The sequence below is a fragment of the Mesonia hippocampi genome (assembly GCF_014197445.1).
Lineage (GTDB): Bacteria > Bacteroidota > Bacteroidia > Flavobacteriales > Flavobacteriaceae > Mesonia > Mesonia hippocampi.
The window spans coordinates 202,150-218,317 of the sequence record NZ_JACIFO010000002.1 but is presented as its reverse complement, the minus strand read 5'-3'; the positions used below and the strand labels follow the sequence as shown (position 1 = coordinate 218,317).

Below are 16,168 nucleotides of genomic sequence, written 5' to 3'. Positions count from 1 at the left end.
TTTCTACCCATAGAAAAAGACTACTTTTGTAGCATTTTTAAAATAAAAATTAGAATACAAACAGACTATGAGTCCATTTGCAATAAAAGCCATTCAACTATTATTAAGTCTTTCATTTTTAATAGTTTTACACGAGTTAGGTCATTTTATTCCTGCCAAAATTTTTAAAACCCGCGTAGAGAAATTTTTTCTTTTCTTCGATGTGAAATTTGCACTGTTTAAAAAGAAAATAGGCGATACCGTTTACGGTATAGGTTGGCTTCCCTTAGGAGGCTATGTAAAAATATCTGGGATGATAGACGAGAGCATGGATAAAGAGCAAATGGCACAACCGCCTAAACCTTGGGAGTTTCGTAGTAAACCTGCATGGCAACGACTTATTATTATGCTAGGAGGAGTTACGGTAAACCTAATTTTAGGCTTCTTAATTTATGCTATGGTACTTTTTGTTTGGGGTACAGGCTATATTTCTAAAGAGGCTATTCCTGAAGGTTTTTCGGTTCATGAAAGTTTTCATCAATATGGTTTTAAAGACGGAGATATCGTTTTAGAAACCAATGGGGAAGAATTAGAAAATATGCGTGCCGTAAATCAGCATTTATTAGTACGAGGAGTAGAAACAATGAAGGTAAGGCACCAGGACGGAACAGAAGAAGTGCTTTCTCTGCCAGAGGATATCGGGCATACCATGTTCCAGTCAGGAGTTTTAGAGCCTTTTGCAATAAAAGTATTGGCAAAAGTAGATTCTATTTTACCCGATTCTCCAGCACAAAAAGCAGGACTTATAAAAGGCGATAAAATTGTAGCAGCAGAAGGAAAAAAAGTAGAATATCTCGATCAGCTTCGTAAGGAGTTAAAAGGAAAAGATCAAGTAACGCTTATGGTGCAACGTAATAACGAGATAAAGCAATTGCAAGTTGCCCCTAACGAAAAAGGAAGTGTAGGCTTTATGTCTTTTGATACCCCTAAAATTAGCGTAAAAGAGTATGGCTTTGGGGAGAGCATTGTAAAAGGATTTGATTTTGCTTACTGGACATTACACGATTATGTAGCACAATTTAAATACGTATTTACCAAAAAAGGAGCAACCCAAGTAGGTGGATTTGGAGCTATAGGGAACCTGTTTCCTTCCGTTTGGGATTGGCAATCGTTTTGGATGACAACAGCCCTTATTTCTATTATTTTGGCCTTCATGAATATACTTCCTATTCCAGCATTAGATGGCGGGCACGTGATGTTCTTATTATATGAAATGATTACAGGAAGAAAACCAAACGACAAATTTATGGAGTATGCACAAATGATAGGCTTCTTTATCCTTATCGCTTTAGTATTGTATGCCAATGGAAATGACGTATATAGGTGGTTGTTTGGATAATTTTTATAAAAAAATAGAAAAAATATTTTGCAGAACTAAAAAAGTGTTTATATTTGCAACCGCTCAGCGAAACAAATGAGTATGAAAAATTCCTCAGTAGCTCAGTTGGTTAGAGCATCTGACTGTTAATCAGAGGGTCGTTGGTTCGAGCCCAACCTGAGGAGCAAAATAAACGAAAGCCTTACAGAAATGTAAGGCTTTTTTATTGCGATTTTTCTAGTGAATTCTTCCTGTATAGATTAACTACAATTTTTGCATAAACACAACAATTGTTCTTGACCTTCTATTATCCGTTTAAATATAGAGGGTTTAAAATAAAAAAACCTCAATCTATTCAAAATTAAATAGTTGAGGTTTTTTTGTACTCAAGGTGGGAATCGAACCCACACTCCCGAAAGAACTGGATTTTGAATCCAGCGCGTCTACCAATTCCGCCACTTGAGCAAAAGTACAGGGCAAAAATAACAATTATATTTTATTTGAAGTATAAAAAAAATAAACTTTCTTTTCTTACTTAAAAAATATTCTTAAATTTGCACCCCATTACAAGATAGGTAAATAATTAGTTTACAAAAACTTAAAGAAAAATGTCTAAGATTATTACCGCAGATGCACAAATTTTTGCCTGCTCACAAAGTAAAATCCTTGCAAAAAAAATAGCGAATGCTTACGGCATTCCTTTAGGTAACGTAATTACTTCTACGTATAGTGATGGAGAATTTCAACCTTCGTTTGAAGAATCTATTCGTGGAGCCCGTGTTTTTATTGTAGGATCTACGCACCCAAGTAGTGACAACCTAATGGAAATGTTACTTATGCTAGACGCTGCAAAACGTGCTTCGGCTAGACACATTACTGCGGTTATGCCTTATTTTGGTTGGGCAAGACAGGACAGAAAAGATAAACCACGTGTGCCAATAGCAGCAAAACTAGTAGCTAAAATGCTAGAAACAGCAGGTGCAACACGTATTATTACCATGGATTTACATGCAGATCAGATTCAAGGTTTCTTTGAAAAACCAGTAGATCATCTTTTTGCATCAACAATCTTTTTACCTTATTTAAGAGAGTTAAACCTGTCGGACCTTACAATTGCATCTCCAGATATGGGAGGCTCTAAAAGAGCTTATGCATACTCTAAAGCCTTAGAAAGCGATGTTGTAATATGCTATAAACAACGAGCTAAAGCAAATGTAATTTCGCACATGGCTTTGATAGGAGATGTAAAAGGAAAAAATGTGGTACTAGTAGATGATATGGTGGATACAGCAGGTACATTAACCAAGGCAGCAGATTTAATGATAGAACGTGGCGCAAAAAGCGTAAGAGCTATCTGTACACACCCAATACTTTCGGGCGAAGCTTACGATCGTATCGAAAATTCTCAGCTAACACAGCTAATTGTTACCGATACCATTCCTTTAGAAAAGGAAACCAAAAAAATAAAAGTATTATCTTGTGCCGATCTTTTTGCCGCTGTCATGAAAAGCGTTCATGAAAACAAATCGATTAGCTCAAAATTTTTAATGTAAAAATATTTATTAATTATAATTTTTAGAAATGAAGTCAATTACGATCAAAGGATCTAAAAGAGAAAGCGTAGGCAAAAAAGCAACAAAAGCCTTACGTAATGCTGGACAGGTTCCTTGCGTATTATACGGAGGAGACACGCCATTGCACTTTTCAGCACCAGAAGTTGAGTTTAACAGTCTTGTTTACACTGCAGATGTACATACCGTAGTGATAGAATTAGAAGACGGAAGCAAAGCAAACGCTGTCCTTCAAGACATTCAATTCCACCCTGTAACCGATGTTATTTTACACATAGATTTCTATCAATTCACAGAAAATCAAGAAATTACTATGGAAATCCCAGTGCATACTCAAGGAGTAGCAAGAGGGGTGAAAAGTGGAGGGGTTTTACGTTTAAACTTACGTCGTTTACGCGTAAGAGGTTTAGCGCAAAACTTACCAGATTATATCACTGCAGAAGTAACAAACCTAAGAATAGGAAACAAATTATATGTAACTGCTGTTGAAAGTGAAGATTACACAATCTTACACCCAGACAACACTGTAATTTGCCAAGTAAGAACATCTCGTAATGCTGTAGCAGACGACGATGATGATGATGATACAGAAGGAACTAGCGAAGCTACTGAAACCGCAGAAGCATAAAATTTTGTTAGTTATAACAGCCTTAAAGCACCCTCAAAAAGGGTGCTTTTTTATGCTTATAAGAATTTACGTAATTTAGCAAAAAATAAATCGCACTTTTCTAAACATGAAAAAGTTTTTAATTGTAGGCCTTGGCAATATAGGTCCAGAATACCATAATACACGCCACAATATAGGCTTCCAAATACTAGATTACCTGGCAAAGCAACAAGAGGTAACTTTCGAGAGTGTAAAACTTGGAGAAATGGCAACATTTAGACAAAAAGGAAGAACGTTTATTCTATTAAAACCAAGTACCTTTATGAACCTTAGCGGGAAAGCTGTAAGCTACTGGCTTACAAAAGAAAAAATTCCACTAGAACACTTACTGGTTGTTACAGACGACCTCAACTTACCATTTGGTAGCATACGCATCAAAACAAAAGGAAGTGACGGAGGGCACAACGGTTTAAAACACATTCAGCAAACATTAAACACTAACAAATACAGTAGGTTTAGATTCGGCATTAGTGACGATTTTTCGAAAGGAAAACAAATACAGTACGTTTTAGGAACTTGGTCTAAGAATGAAGAAAAATCACTGCCCGAACGCATAGATCGTTCTGCAGAAGCCATAAAATCTTTTGGAATAGCTGGCGTAACAAATACCATGAACAGTTTTAATAATACCTAAAACTTTAAAAAACTTCATTTACATTTGCTATCATAACAATTTTTAAGAAAACTTATCGCTACGCTTTATATGGATAACAATATACCTTCGCTTACAAAACCCTGTGTTTTAACAGTAGGAACCTTTGATGGTGTACATATTGGGCATCAAAAAATACTACAACGTGTTGTAAACGAAGCAAAAAAACTAAACCTAGATTCGGCAGTGCTCACTTTTTTTCCTCATCCAAGAATGGTGCTACAAAAAGAAATGAATATACGCCTGATAAATACTATTGGAGAGCGAGAAAAAATAATCAAAACCCTCGGGATTAACCAGCTTGTTGTTTATCCTTTTTCTAAAGAGTTTTCTAGACTTACTGCACAAGAGTACATTGAAGAAATCTTAATAAAGAAACTCAATGTAAAAAAAATAATTATTGGTTACGACCATAGGTTTGGGCGAAACAGAACCGCCAGTATTACAGAGCTTAAAGAATTTGGAAAGAAATATCACTTTACAGTAGAAGAAATCTCTAAACAAGATATAGATGAAGTTGCTGTAAGCTCTACAAAAATTAGAAACGCTTTAAAAGAAGGCAATATAGAAACGACCAACAAATACTTAGGGCGTCCCTACAGCCTAAGTGGCGTTGTACAACAAGGTAAAGGTCTTGGAAAAAAATTAGGTTTTCCTACCGCAAACCTAGCCATACCAGAAAGCTATAAACTTATTCCTAAACACGGAGTTTACATTGTAGAAAGTACCTACAACGGGAAAAAAATCTTTGGAATGACCAACATAGGTACCAATCCTACCTTTAACGAAACTAAAGAGAATATAGAAACCTATTTTTTTAATCTTGATGAAGATTTATACGGGAAAACCTTTCGTATCAAGTTCCTTAAACGCATCCGAGATGAAAAAAAGTTTGCCACAGTAGATGATTTAATCAATGCCATGGAAGCCGATAAGCTTTACACCCAAACTTTTATAAAAAACTTAAGTAAAGTATAATGCCATGAGTATATGTTTTTTATTTCGCCAAACCGATAACAGTGCCCTTATTGTATTTCGTATTTTTTTCGGAATCTTAATTACATTAGAAGCATGGGGAGCTATTTTTACAGGTTGGATAAAACGTACACTCATCGAGCCCCAATTTACTTTTAATTTTATAGGTTTAGACTTTCTACAGCCTTTACCCGGAAATGGCATGTATTTTTATTTTTTCCTTATGGGGTGTTTAGGGGTTCTAGTTACTATTGGTTATAAATATCGCTGGAGTATGGCTGGATTTACCACAATGTGGGCTGCGGTGTATTTTATGCAGAAAACAAGTTACAATAATCACTACTACCTTTTGCTGTTAATTTGTGTATTTATGCTTATTGCGCCTGCTAACAGGTATGCCTCAATAGACACTCGGCTAAATCCCAAACTAAAAAAAGCAAACATGCCTGTATGGATAAAGTATTTTATCATTTTACAGCTTTTTATTGTTTACACCTATGCTGCTATAGCAAAATTATACCCCGATTGGCTAGATGGCACAATGCCTACACTGCTTATGCAAAGTAAAGCTAACTTGCCTATTATTGGCCAATGGTTACAGGCAGTATGGGTTCCTAAAGTGGTTGCGTATTACGGCATATTTTTCGATTTGCTTGTTGTTCCGTTATTGCTATTTAAACCTACACGCAAGTTTACCTTTTTTGCTGCTGTATTTTTTCATCTTTTCAATAGTCTTGTATTTCATATAGGTATTTTCCCGTACTTATCATTAGCTTTTTGTTTGTTCTTTTTCCCTGTAAAAACAATCCATAAAACTTTTCTCAAAAAGAAAACCTTTTATAAAGAAAATCAATTAGAAATTCCCAAAAACGCCAAGTTTATTGCTGTTTTTTTTAGTGTTTGGATGCTTATTCAGGTAGCTTTACCCTTAAGGCATTGGTTTATTAACGATGATGTTTTATGGACCGAAGAAGGACACCGATTAAGCTGGCGAATGATGCTTCGCTCTAAAAGTGGCACAAGCACCTTTATTGTAAAAGATAAAAAAACAGGAAAGCAAGAAGCTATAAAAAAAGCCGATTACCTTTCGGAAAAACAACAGCGCAGAATAGCGACCAAACCCGATATGATTTGGCAATTTGCTCAACACCTGAAAAAAGAATACGCTAAAAAAGGAAAAGCTATTGAAGTTTATGTACATGCCAATGTAAGCGTAAACGGAAGGCCTTATACCAATTTTATAGACAGTAAAGTAGATTTGGCCGCAGAACCTTGGCCTTATTTTGGTCATGCAGAATGGATACTGCCTAGTGCTTTAGATAAAAATAAAAGTGATTGAAATAAATATATTTGAAACTAAAAATCGCCTTGTAATAAAGGCGATTTTTAGCTTTTTGAACGGTTCTTATAGCTCCATTTCTGGGATTTCGCCCTCTATAATAAGGTTTCCTTCGGTTGCTTTTTGAATTTCTTCGACGCTTACCCCTGGGGCACGTTCTATGAGTTTAAAACCTTCTTCGATTACTTCTAATACCGCAAGATTGGTTACAATTTTTGTTACACAGCCAACTCCTGTGAGTGGTAAGCTGCATTTTTTTAGAAGTTTAGATTCGCCTGCTTTATTGGTGTGCATCATGGCAACAATAATATTTTCTGCCGAGGCTACTAAATCCATAGCTCCGCCCATGCCTTTTACCATTTTTCCTGGTATTTTCCAATTGGCAATGTCTCCATTTTCGGCAACTTCCATGGCGCCTAGTATGGTAAGGTCTACGTGTTTTCCTCGTATCATCCCGAAGCTTGTTGCAGAATCAAAATAGCTTGCTCCTGGTAGTGCAGTAATGGTTTGTTTTCCTGCGTTAATTAAATCGGCATCTTCTTCGCCCTCAAAAGGGAAAGCTCCCATTCCTAATATTCCATTTTCGCTTTGAAATTCTACTTCTATATCGTCACGTACAAAGTTGGCTACAAGGGTAGGAATACCAATCCCTAGGTTTACATAAAACCCATTTTTAACTTCTTGTGCAATACGTTTTGCTATTCCGTTTTTATCTAGCATGATTTTGTTGAGTTGTTGTTAATAGTAAGGTTTTATTTTTGTCTAACTGTACGTTGCTCTATACGTTTTTCAAAATGTGCTCCTTTAAAGATACGTTGAACAAAAATTCCTGGGATATGAATATGGTTAGGGTCTAGTTCTCCTGCTGGAACGAGTTCTTCTACTTCGGCAACGGTTATTTTTGCAGCACCACACATACAAGGGTTAAAGTTACGGGCAGTTCCTTTAAAAATAAGGTTGCCAGCTGTATCGCCTTTCCATGCTTTAACAAAGGCAAAATCTGCTTTGTAAGCTTCTTCTAGAACGTGCATTTTTCCGTCAAACATACGGGTTTCTTTGTTTAGGGCAACTTCGGTGCCATAGCCTGCAGGGGTGTAAATAGCCGGGAAACCTTGTTGTGCTGCTTGACATTTTGCGGCGAGTGTTCCTTGTGGGGTGAGCTCTACATCAAGTTCTCCGCTAAGCATTTGGCGTTCAAATTCTGCGTTTTCACCAACATAAGAAGAGATCATTTTTTTGATTTGTTTTTTTTGGAGAAGTAAGCCTAATCCAAAATCATCTACGCCTGCATTGTTAGAAATACAAGTAATGTCTTTAATGTTAAGTTTTACAAGTTCTGCAATCGCATTTTCGGGGATTCCGCATAAGCCAAAGCCTCCAAGCATAAATGTCATTCCGTTTTCAACCCCTTTTAGGGCTTCTTGTACGTTTTTTACGGTTTTTGTTATCATTTGATAAAAAAATTTTGTTGAAAAATACGAAAAAAATATAAAGATTCCATAAAAAGCTTTCAGCGATACATTCGTGGCTTTAAGAATTTGATTTAACAACAAAAAGCTCTTTAATAAAAAAGAGCTTTTTGTTGTTGCTAGTAAATATAGGGGTTAAAAATCTAATTCGTCTGGAATTTCTTCAGCATTGTTGTTTTCTGGATTTTCTTTTTTTGCTTTTTCGCAATCTACTTCTATAGTCAATTCTTCTGGAGCTTCAAAATCTGCTTTAGAAACATTTAGGCTTTCATCTTCATAAACTTTATTCATGTATATCCCCCAAATAGGTAAGGCCATAGTTGCTCCTTGCCCGTAAGTTATTCCTGGGAAGTGTACAGACCTATCTTCGCCACCAACCCAAACGCCTGTGCTTAGGTTAGGAACCATTCCCATAAACCAACCATCACTTTGGTTTTGTGTTGTTCCTGTTTTTCCTGCAATGGGGTTTTTCAGTGCATAAGGATAACCTGTTACGGCGCGTTTATAATGGGGTGCGTTTACTGCCCATGTGGTGCGTAAACGTAAACCAGAACCGCTTTCTGTTACGCCTTCCATGAGTTTTACAGTAACATAAGCGGCTTCTTCGCTCATTACATCTCTACTTTCTGGAATATGTTGGTAGAGAATAGTACCGTTTTTATCTTCTATATGTGTTACAATAACGGGTTTTACATAGATACCTTTGTTGGCAAATGTAGAATATGCAGAGACCATTTCAAAAACACTAATGTCTACCGATCCAAGTGCAATAGCAGCAACGGGGTCTATTTCAGAGGTGTCTACTCCTAGTTTTTTAAGTAAATCGATAACGGGTTCTGGTCCTGTTTTATCGATAAGTCGTGCTGTAATTGTATTTAAAGAGTTTGCCAGGGCTTCTTTTAAAGTAACCATTCCTCCGTACTTTCCGCTAGAGTTTTTAGGCGTCCAGTCTTTAGATACGCCATGTCTTCCTGCAGGAATAGTGTGTTGTGTGTTAGGAAGTTCGTAGCAAGGCGAGAGGTGTAATTGGTCTATAGCTGTGGCGTAAACAAACGGTTTAAAAGTAGAGCCTACTTGCCTTTTGGCTTGTTTTACGTGTTCGTATTTAAAGTGTTTGAAATTAATGCCTCCTACCCATGCTTTTACTTCTCCTGTTTGTGGGTCCATAGACATCATTCCTGTATTTAGGAATGACTTATAGTAGTAAATGGAGTCTCTTGGAGACATGATAGTGTCTATATCGGTATTGTTTTTCCAAGAGAAAACCCTCATTTCTTGTTTTTCATCAAAAGAAGCGAGAATCTTATCTTCTGGGATGTTTTTAGTTTTCATTGCTCGCCAACGGTCACTGTTTTTGATGGCTCGGGTAATGATGTTTTCTATTTGATTTTTAGAGAGGTCTCTAAACGGTGCGGTTTTGTTGTTTTTGTTTTGCCGGTCAAATTCTGTTTGGAGTTTTGCCATGTGCATTTCTACAGCTTCTTCGGCATATTTTTGCATACGGGAATCTATACTGGTATAAACTTTAAGTCCATCGCGATAAATGTTATATTTTTCTCCGTTAGGTTTTTTGTTTTCTTCAATCCATTCTTTTAAAAAGCTTTGTAGGTATGCTCTAAAATAAGTAGCTACCCCTTCGTCATGCCCTTCGGGAGAAAATTTAAGTTTTAAGGGTAATTGTTGTAGAGAGTCTTTTTGTTGTTCGTCTAAATACCCGTTTTTTTGCATTTGTTTTAGTACTTGGTTTCTGCGTTGTAGGGCATTTTTTTTAAATTTTTCTTTTCGTGGGTTGTATAGAATAGGGTTTTTGAGCATGGCAACTAAAACTGCTGCTTCTTCTGTTTTTAGGTCTGTAGGTTCTTTAGAAAAGTAAATTCTAGAGGCAGAACGTATTCCTACCGCTTGGTATAAGAAATCGTACTTGTTTAAGTACATGGTGATAATTTCTTCTTTTGTGTATTGTCGTTCTAAACGGATTGCAATAACCCACTCTTTAAGTTTTTGCAGGACACGTTCTAATTTGTTATCTGGTGTGGCAGAGAAAAGTAATTTTGATAACTGTTGGGTAATGGTACTTGCACCTCCTTTTGTTCCTAAATAGGCAACAGCCCTAAGGGTTCCTCTGGCATCTATTCCTGAGTGTTCATAATAGCGTTCGTCTTCGGTGGCAACTAAGGCCTGAATTAATGTTTTGGGTAATTCTTCATATTTTATAGGGGTGCGGTTTTCGTTGTAATATTTTCCTAGCGTTTCTCCGTCTGAAGAGAAGACTTCGGTAGCAAGGTTGGTTTCTGGGTTTTCTAGCTCTTCAAAAGTTGGCATTTTTCCAAAAGCCCCCCAGCCTGCAAGGACAAATAAAAAGGAAATGGTTAATAAACCAGCGATGAAGAGACCCCAAAACCAAAGTATATATTTTCTATAGGTAGGCTTTTGAGGTTTTTTTTTTGATGGATTTGTTTTTTTTGTCACGGTTGTTAATTTGTATTTTCTATTCTAAAACCAATATCTATAATTCCAGCTAAGCTATCAATAGCGTTTTGATCTTCTCTGTTGCGCATAGCTTGTCTAATGCTAAAAGTGTACTCTCCTTTTTCGGGAAAGCTTATGTTTTCTTTATACCAAAGTTTATTTTCTTTTAGCTTGCCAAAGCCACTACCTTTTAAGCTTCCGTCGGGGTTTGCCATTTCGTATTCTAGTGTGTCGGTAATGGTTTTTCCTTTTGGGAAGTTCATATTGGTAATTAAGAATAGGTTTTGATAAGGATAATTGTTATTATTCCTAACGTTAATAAATAGGTTGTATTTTTTGGTGGTGTCTATTTCTTTTATAGTAAAAGAGATGGTGTTGTTTTTTGACCAATAGCCCGAAAGACTTTGGTACTGGTCATACACTTGTTTGCTGTCGCAAGAAAACAAAGCTAAGCTTATAAAAAAAACAAGGTACTTATGCATTTTTTTGAGGCTTTTTTCTTCTTCGGTTTTGTTTATTGTTAGGTCTTCTTTTTTGAGGTTTTTTACGTTTTGGTTTATCAAAACGTGTTAGGCTGTCTTGCCCAACGGTGTCTTCAAAGTTTGTATTTTCTATTTCTGTTTGTTTTTCGGCCACAAGCTCTTCAAGGCTGTCTATGGGTTTTTTGTTCTCGGAAGCTTTTATTATTTGTGTAACTTGCTGGGTGCTTAGTTCAAACCAATTCATCCATTCGCCTTCATAAGCGTACCACATAACGCCTTTAAAAATATCTATTTTTTGGCAAACAGCTGTACCTTTTTTTGTTTGAAGTTTTATGTCTTGCTTTGGGAATGCTTTAAGTGCGTCTAAATAGGCGTCTAACTCAAAGTTAAGGCAGCATTTTAATTTTCCGCATTGTCCTGCAAGTTTTAAGGGGTTTAACGATAATTGTTGGTATCGGGCGGCGGAGGTGGTAACCGATCTAAAATCGGTAAGCCATGTAGAGCAGCATAATTCTCTTCCGCAGGAGCCAACTCCACCGAGGCGTGCTGCTTCTTGGCGAAAGCCTATTTGTCGCATTTCGATACGGGTTTTAAACTCGTAAGCAAATTCTTTAATAAGCTGTCTGAAATCTACACGTTCTTCTGCGGTGTAGTAAAAAGTAGCTTTCGAGCCGTCTCCTTGAAATTCGATATCACTAATTTTCATTTGGAGTTTGAGTTTTATGGCTATTTCTCGCGCACGAACTTTCATACTTTCTTCGCGCTGCCTCATTTCTTGCCAAACATCGATATCTTTTTGAGTTGCTTTGCGGTATATTTTTAAAACTTCTTCACTATCAGGTTTTACTTTTTTCTTGCGCATTTGCACTTTTACAAGCTCGCCTGTAAGGGTTATTATGCCAATGTCGTGACCTGGAGAGGCTTCTACAGCTACCACATCGCCCATAAGTAAAGAAAGGTTTTCGGTGTTTTTGTAAAAGTGTTTTCTACCATTTTTAAAACGCACTTCTACCAGTTTGCATTCTTCTTGGTCTTGAGGCAGTGTCATATTGGAAAGCCAATCGAAAACATTAAGCTTGTTACAGCTATCGGTTCCGCAGGTTCCATTGTTTTTACATCCTCTTGGGGCTCCATCTTTTCCTGTAGAGCAGTTGCCACACGCCATATAATCTATATATTGAAACATAGGTTAGTTATAAAACCAACCTATGTTGTATGTTAGTAATTATTTTTAGAAGGTAAATATACCAAAAAATAGCTGCAAAACTAGTTGGCTGCTATTTAAAGGTAAGTGCTTCTGACCTTCCTTTTCTAAATATTTTATTGCTGTTATGCTTTCCTCTGCGTAATGCTTTTTGTTCATCTTCTGGTAGTGCGTGTACTTCTTTGCAGTGGTCTGAACAGCAATGATTCATTTTTTCGGCACACTCATCACATTGTATGAAAAGCAAATGGCAGGCTTCGTTAGCGCAGTTAATGTGCGTATCGCAAGCTTTGCCACATTGGTGGCATTGTGCAATAATATCTTCTGAAATTTGCTCTGCACGACGGTGATCAAAAACAAAGTTTTTCCCGATAAATTTATTTTCTAAACCTTGATTTTTTACCTGACGGGCGTATTCTATAATTCCGCCTTCTAACTGATATACGTTTTTAAAGCCTTTATGTTTGTAATAAGCACTTGCTTTTTCGCAGCGTATACCGCCAGTGCAATACATTACAATGTTTTTATCTTCTTTATAGTCTTTTAGTTGGTCTTCGATAATAGGAAGAGAATCTCTAAAAGTGTCTACATCTGGTGTTATTGCTTCTTTAAAGTGTCCTATTTCACTTTCGTAGTGGTTACGCATATCAATGATAATAGTATTAGGATCTTCTGTAATTTCGTTAAAGCGTTTTGCATTTAGGTGTACGCCTTTTTTAGTTACATCAAAACTAGCATCGTTAAGCCCATCTGCTAGAATTTTCTTTCTAACTTTTATTTTGAGCTTAAGGAATGATTTTGTGTCGTGTTCTATAGCAATATTTAAACGGATATTGTTTAAGAAATATATTTGATCTAAGAAGTTTTTAAATTCATTAAATCGTTTTGCAGGGACAGAAAGTTGTGCATTTATGCCTTCGTGAGCTACATAAATACGTCCTAAAACTTCCATATTATCCCAAGCAAGGAATAAATGATTTCTAAATAACTCAGGGTTTCCAATTTTTGCGTATTGATAAAAAGAAAGCGTTAGGCGGTCTTCGCCAGCTTTGTCTAATAATTCTGCTCTCTCTTTTGCGCTTAATTTGTTGTACAGTTGCATGCTATACTATTTTTAAGGTTAAAGGTATTAATTTTATATTTTTTTGGTAGAAATGATATTGACAGGACAAGCCTTTTGAGCTTCTGTACATTCTTCAAAAATACCATCGTCATGAGATTTTAGGGTAAAAAAACCTTTTTTCTCTGTAGAATGTAATAGCACGGATTTACCGTCTTTTTTTGACATTTGAAATTGTCCAGGTGCCATTTCTACACAATAATTACACCCAATACATTTTGCTCGTTGTAGGGTTACAACCACCATTATGCTTGAACTATTTTATATAATTTGTCGGACATTCGGATTCTAAACTTTGTTGGAATCGTACAGGAGTCTCCTTTTTTTGCAATATCTAGTTTTGCATCATTCACCATCATTTCTGTCAGTTCAAATTCTTCTACACCAGTTGTCGGGCCGGTGATTAGCAGTTTATCGCCTACTTTGATATCGTAAGCTTCAATTTTAAACTCAGCAATGTTTGCTTTCGGAAAATAATGTACTCCTTTGCCTACATATACTTTTTTTTGTGTTGCCTGAGAGCCTGGACTATCACTCCATTCGCCTAGTTTTTGCCCTAAGTAATAACCGCTCCAAAAACCACGATTGTAAACCTTTTCTAGGTTTTGCATCCATTGCGTAACTTTTTCTTTTGTATAGGTGCCTTCGTGATAAGCATCAATTGCTTCGCGGTAGGTTTTTATAACAGTGGTTACATATTCTGGTGCTCTTCCTCTTCCTTCTATTTTTAGTACTTTTGCTCCCGCATCGATTACTTGGTCTAGAAAATCTATGGTACAGAGGTCTTTAGGAGACATCATATACTCGTTGTCAACTTCTATTTCAAATCCGCTTTCTTGGTCGATTACCGTATATTTTTTTCGGCAATTTTGTTTACAAGCGCCCCTATTGGCAGAGGAGTTATGTGAATGTAAACTTAGGTAACATTTTCCAGAAACGGCCATACATAAAGCTCCGTGTCCAAAAATTTCTATTTCTACTAGGTTGCCAGAAGGGCCTTTAATTTCTTCTTTCTCTATTTGGTCTGTAATCTTTTTTACTTGTCTAAGGCTTAGTTCTCTGCTCATTACCATAGTATCGGCAAACATGGCGTAAAAACGCACGGTTTCTATGTTGGTAATGTTTATTTGTGTAGAGATGTGCACCTCCATATCAATTTGCCTCGCATAAGCAATTACGGCTTGATCCATAGCGATAACGGCAGTGATGTCGGCTTTTTTAGCGGCATCTAATACTGTTTTTATAATAGAGAGGTCATGGTCGTAAACAATAGTGTTTAAGGTAAGATAGGTTCTTACGTTTAGCGTTTTACATCTGCGAGAAATTTCGGGTAAATCGTCAAGTGTAAAATTAATGCTTGCACGGGCACGCATGTTTAATTGTTCTACCCCAAAATAAACAGAATCGGCTCCGTTTACTATTGCAGCCTGTAGCGATTCAAAATTCCCTGCAGGAGCCATAAGCTCAATCTTACCAGAATCAGTCATTAGAGAGTTACTTACAAATTAAGCGGCAAAGGTACAAAAAATAAAAATACCCGTTTAAATTACGAGTATTTTTAGGCGGCTAATTCTGATTTTTAAAATTTTATTCTTCAATTAAAAGAAATAAAACTAACCGCCATCTAATCTAATTATGCCAACTAAAATCACTTTTTTAGAAAGCGATTTTAGCTCGGAGATTATTATTTTTACTACTATTTTCATAACAGATATTATCTAATTTCTAGATGAAAATGATATAAAAAGGTTGCGTAGAGTTGCCCGACAGTAAAAGATATAGTACTTTAGCATTTCTTGAAGCAATAACTTAACACCTTGAATAATAAGAATATGAGTAAAGATACAGAGAAAGAGGCTAAACTGAAGGCATTAAAGCTTACCCTAGATAAATTAGATAAAACTTACGGAAAAGGAACTGTAATGAAAATGAGCGACCAAGCCGTACAGGATGTAGAAGCGATTTCATCGGGTTCTTTAGGCTTAGATTTGGCTTTAGGAGTTGGAGGTTACCCTCGCGGAAGAATAATTGAGATTTACGGGCCAGAATCTTCTGGGAAAACAACCTTGACTTTACATGCCATTGCAGAGGCTCAAAAAGCAGGAGGGATAGCTGCTTTTATCGATGCAGAGCATGCTTTTGATAGGTTTTATGCAGAGAAGTTAGGAATCGATATAGATTCACTTATTATCTCCCAACCAGATCATGGGGAGCAAGCTTTAGAAATTGCCGACAATTTAATCCGTTCTGGAGCTATAGATATTATTGTCGTAGATTCTGTTGCAGCACTTACGCCTAAAAGTGAGATAGAAGGAGAAATGGGTGACTCTAAAATGGGGCTTCATGCGCGATTAATGTCGCAAGCCTTACGAAAATTAACCTCTACTATCAGCAAAACAAATTGTACAGTTATCTTTATTAACCAGTTAAGAGAGAAAATTGGGGTGATGTTTGGAAATCCAGAAACAACAACTGGAGGAAATGCACTTAAATTCTATGCTTCGGTACGTTTAGATATTAGAAGATCTACACAAATAAAAGATAATAACAGTGAGGTTAAGGGGAATAAAACCCGAGTAAAAGTGGTAAAAAACAAAGTGGCGCCACCTTTTAGAACCGCAGAGTTTGATATTATGTACGGAGAGGGGATCTCTAAAGTAGGGGAAATTATAGATATAGGTGTAGATTATGAAATTATAAAAAAAGCGGGGTCGTGGTTTAGTTATGAAGATACTAAACTTGGTCAAGGACGCGATGCTGTTAAAACACTATTACGCGATAACCCAGAATTGATGGAGGAATTAGAAACTAAAATTACCGAAGCTATCAAAATAGCAAAATCGGAGTAATATTTTAGCGATAC

Annotated in this window: 15 protein-coding genes and 2 tRNA genes; 8 read left to right on the top strand and 9 right to left on the bottom strand. The window is 36.5% G+C overall.

The annotated features are described in order from the left end of the window. Nucleotides 1-67: 67 nt before the first annotated feature. Nucleotides 68-1,378, top strand: coding sequence for an RIP metalloprotease RseP (gene rseP, locus GGR32_RS03180; protein ID WP_183476349.1), 1,311 nt, complete (start codon nt 68-70; stop codon nt 1,376-1,378). Between the two features lie 90 nt (nt 1,379-1,468). After that, nucleotides 1,469-1,542, top strand: a tRNA-Asn gene (locus GGR32_RS03175). Between the two features lie 198 nt (nt 1,543-1,740). On the opposite strand, the gene GGR32_RS03170 is transcribed toward GGR32_RS03175, so the two are convergent. Beyond that, a tRNA-Leu gene (locus tag GGR32_RS03170) sits at nt 1,741-1,822 on the bottom strand. A gap of 143 nt (nt 1,823-1,965) precedes the next feature. On the opposite strand from GGR32_RS03170, the gene GGR32_RS03165 reads away from it, so the two are divergent. From GGR32_RS03165 to GGR32_RS03145, 5 genes are all read left to right on the top strand, one after another. Next, on the top strand, nt 1,966-2,910 hold the full coding sequence (locus tag GGR32_RS03165; RefSeq protein ID WP_183476346.1) for a ribose-phosphate pyrophosphokinase: 945 nt from the start codon (nt 1,966-1,968) through the stop codon (nt 2,908-2,910). A 28-nt stretch (nt 2,911-2,938) separates the two neighbouring features. Further along, the gene (locus tag GGR32_RS03160; RefSeq protein WP_183476344.1) at nt 2,939-3,556 is read left to right on the top strand and encodes a 50S ribosomal protein L25/general stress protein Ctc; all 618 of its coding nucleotides are present in this window, start codon (nt 2,939-2,941) and stop codon (nt 3,554-3,556) included. 106 nt (nt 3,557-3,662) lie between these two features. Beyond that, nucleotides 3,663-4,229, top strand: a complete 567-nt coding sequence (gene pth, locus GGR32_RS03155; protein WP_183476342.1) for an aminoacyl-tRNA hydrolase — start codon at nt 3,663-3,665, stop codon at nt 4,227-4,229. A gap of 69 nt (nt 4,230-4,298) precedes the next feature. Continuing rightward, a complete protein-coding gene (locus GGR32_RS03150) occupies nt 4,299-5,225 on the top strand; it encodes a bifunctional riboflavin kinase/FAD synthetase (protein WP_183476340.1) in 927 nt (308 codons plus the stop codon). Between the two features lie 4 nt (nt 5,226-5,229). Beyond that, nucleotides 5,230-6,561 (top strand): HTTM domain-containing protein, encoded by a 1,332-nt coding sequence (locus GGR32_RS03145; protein ID WP_183476337.1) that lies wholly within the window; start codon nt 5,230-5,232, stop codon nt 6,559-6,561. Nucleotides 6,562-6,627: 66 nt separating this feature from the next. Here GGR32_RS03145 and GGR32_RS03140 read toward each other — a convergent pair whose 3' ends face one another. The 8 genes from GGR32_RS03140 to GGR32_RS03105 form a co-directional block, all read right to left on the bottom strand. Then, nucleotides 6,628-7,281 (bottom strand): CoA transferase subunit B, encoded by a 654-nt coding sequence (locus GGR32_RS03140; protein ID WP_183476333.1) that lies wholly within the window; start codon nt 7,279-7,281, stop codon nt 6,628-6,630. A 32-nt stretch (nt 7,282-7,313) separates the two neighbouring features. Next, a complete protein-coding gene (locus tag GGR32_RS03135) occupies nt 7,314-8,012 on the bottom strand; it encodes a CoA transferase subunit A (protein WP_183476330.1) in 699 nt (232 codons plus the stop codon). Between the two features lie 153 nt (nt 8,013-8,165). Next, nucleotides 8,166-10,499: a transglycosylase domain-containing protein gene (locus GGR32_RS03130; RefSeq protein ID WP_183476327.1), complete on the bottom strand. Its 2,334-nt coding sequence runs from the start codon at nt 10,497-10,499 to the stop codon at nt 8,166-8,168. Nucleotides 10,500-10,504: 5 nt separating this feature from the next. After that, a complete protein-coding gene (locus GGR32_RS03125) occupies nt 10,505-10,981 on the bottom strand; it encodes a gliding motility lipoprotein GldH (protein WP_183476323.1) in 477 nt (158 codons plus the stop codon). Further along, nucleotides 10,974-12,146 (bottom strand): PSP1 domain-containing protein, encoded by a 1,173-nt coding sequence (locus GGR32_RS03120; protein WP_183476748.1) that lies wholly within the window; start codon nt 12,144-12,146, stop codon nt 10,974-10,976. The genes GGR32_RS03125 and GGR32_RS03120 overlap by 8 nt, the downstream gene beginning before the upstream one ends. Before the next feature lie 112 nt (nt 12,147-12,258). After that, entirely contained in the window at nt 12,259-13,287 is a 1,029-nt protein-coding gene (trhO, locus tag GGR32_RS03115; RefSeq protein WP_183476321.1) for an oxygen-dependent tRNA uridine(34) hydroxylase TrhO, read from the bottom strand. A gap of 33 nt (nt 13,288-13,320) precedes the next feature. After that, nucleotides 13,321-13,551, bottom strand: coding sequence for a ferredoxin (locus GGR32_RS03110; RefSeq protein WP_183476319.1), 231 nt, complete (start codon nt 13,549-13,551; stop codon nt 13,321-13,323). Beyond that, a complete protein-coding gene (locus tag GGR32_RS03105; protein WP_183476317.1) occupies nt 13,551-14,792 on the bottom strand; it encodes a peptidase U32 family protein in 1,242 nt (413 codons plus the stop codon). Before GGR32_RS03105 ends, GGR32_RS03110 begins: the two co-directional genes overlap by 1 nt. A 345-nt stretch (nt 14,793-15,137) precedes the next feature. Between GGR32_RS03105 and recA the strand changes: the two genes are divergently transcribed. Next, nucleotides 15,138-16,154, top strand: a complete 1,017-nt coding sequence (gene recA, locus GGR32_RS03100) for a recombinase RecA (RefSeq protein ID WP_183476314.1) — start codon at nt 15,138-15,140, stop codon at nt 16,152-16,154. Nucleotides 16,155-16,168: the final 14 nt, after the last annotated feature.

Coding starts and splice junctions, on each gene's coding strand:
- rseP (WP_183476349.1), top strand. CDS start 68: ATGAGTCCATTTGCAATAAAAGCCATTCAACTATTATTAAGTCTTTCA.
- GGR32_RS03165 (WP_183476346.1), top strand. CDS start 1,966: ATGTCTAAGATTATTACCGCAGATGCACAAATTTTTGCCTGCTCACAA.
- GGR32_RS03160 (WP_183476344.1), top strand. CDS start 2,939: ATGAAGTCAATTACGATCAAAGGATCTAAAAGAGAAAGCGTAGGCAAA.
- pth (WP_183476342.1), top strand. CDS start 3,663: ATGAAAAAGTTTTTAATTGTAGGCCTTGGCAATATAGGTCCAGAATAC.
- GGR32_RS03150 (WP_183476340.1), top strand. CDS start 4,299: ATGGATAACAATATACCTTCGCTTACAAAACCCTGTGTTTTAACAGTA.
- GGR32_RS03145 (WP_183476337.1), top strand. CDS start 5,230: ATGAGTATATGTTTTTTATTTCGCCAAACCGATAACAGTGCCCTTATT.
- GGR32_RS03140 (WP_183476333.1), bottom strand. CDS start 7,281: ATGCTAGATAAAAACGGAATAGCAAAACGTATTGCACAAGAAGTTAAA.
- GGR32_RS03135 (WP_183476330.1), bottom strand. CDS start 8,012: ATGATAACAAAAACCGTAAAAAACGTACAAGAAGCCCTAAAAGGGGTT.
- GGR32_RS03125 (WP_183476323.1), bottom strand. CDS start 10,981: ATGCATAAGTACCTTGTTTTTTTTATAAGCTTAGCTTTGTTTTCTTGC.
- GGR32_RS03120 (WP_183476748.1), bottom strand. CDS start 12,146: ATGGCGTGTGGCAACTGCTCTACAGGAAAAGATGGAGCCCCAAGAGGA.
- trhO (WP_183476321.1), bottom strand. CDS start 13,287: ATGCAACTGTACAACAAATTAAGCGCAAAAGAGAGAGCAGAATTATTA.
- GGR32_RS03110 (WP_183476319.1), bottom strand. CDS start 13,551: ATGGTGGTTGTAACCCTACAACGAGCAAAATGTATTGGGTGTAATTAT.
- GGR32_RS03105 (WP_183476317.1), bottom strand. CDS start 14,792: ATGACTGATTCTGGTAAGATTGAGCTTATGGCTCCTGCAGGGAATTTT.
- recA (WP_183476314.1), top strand. CDS start 15,138: ATGAGTAAAGATACAGAGAAAGAGGCTAAACTGAAGGCATTAAAGCTT.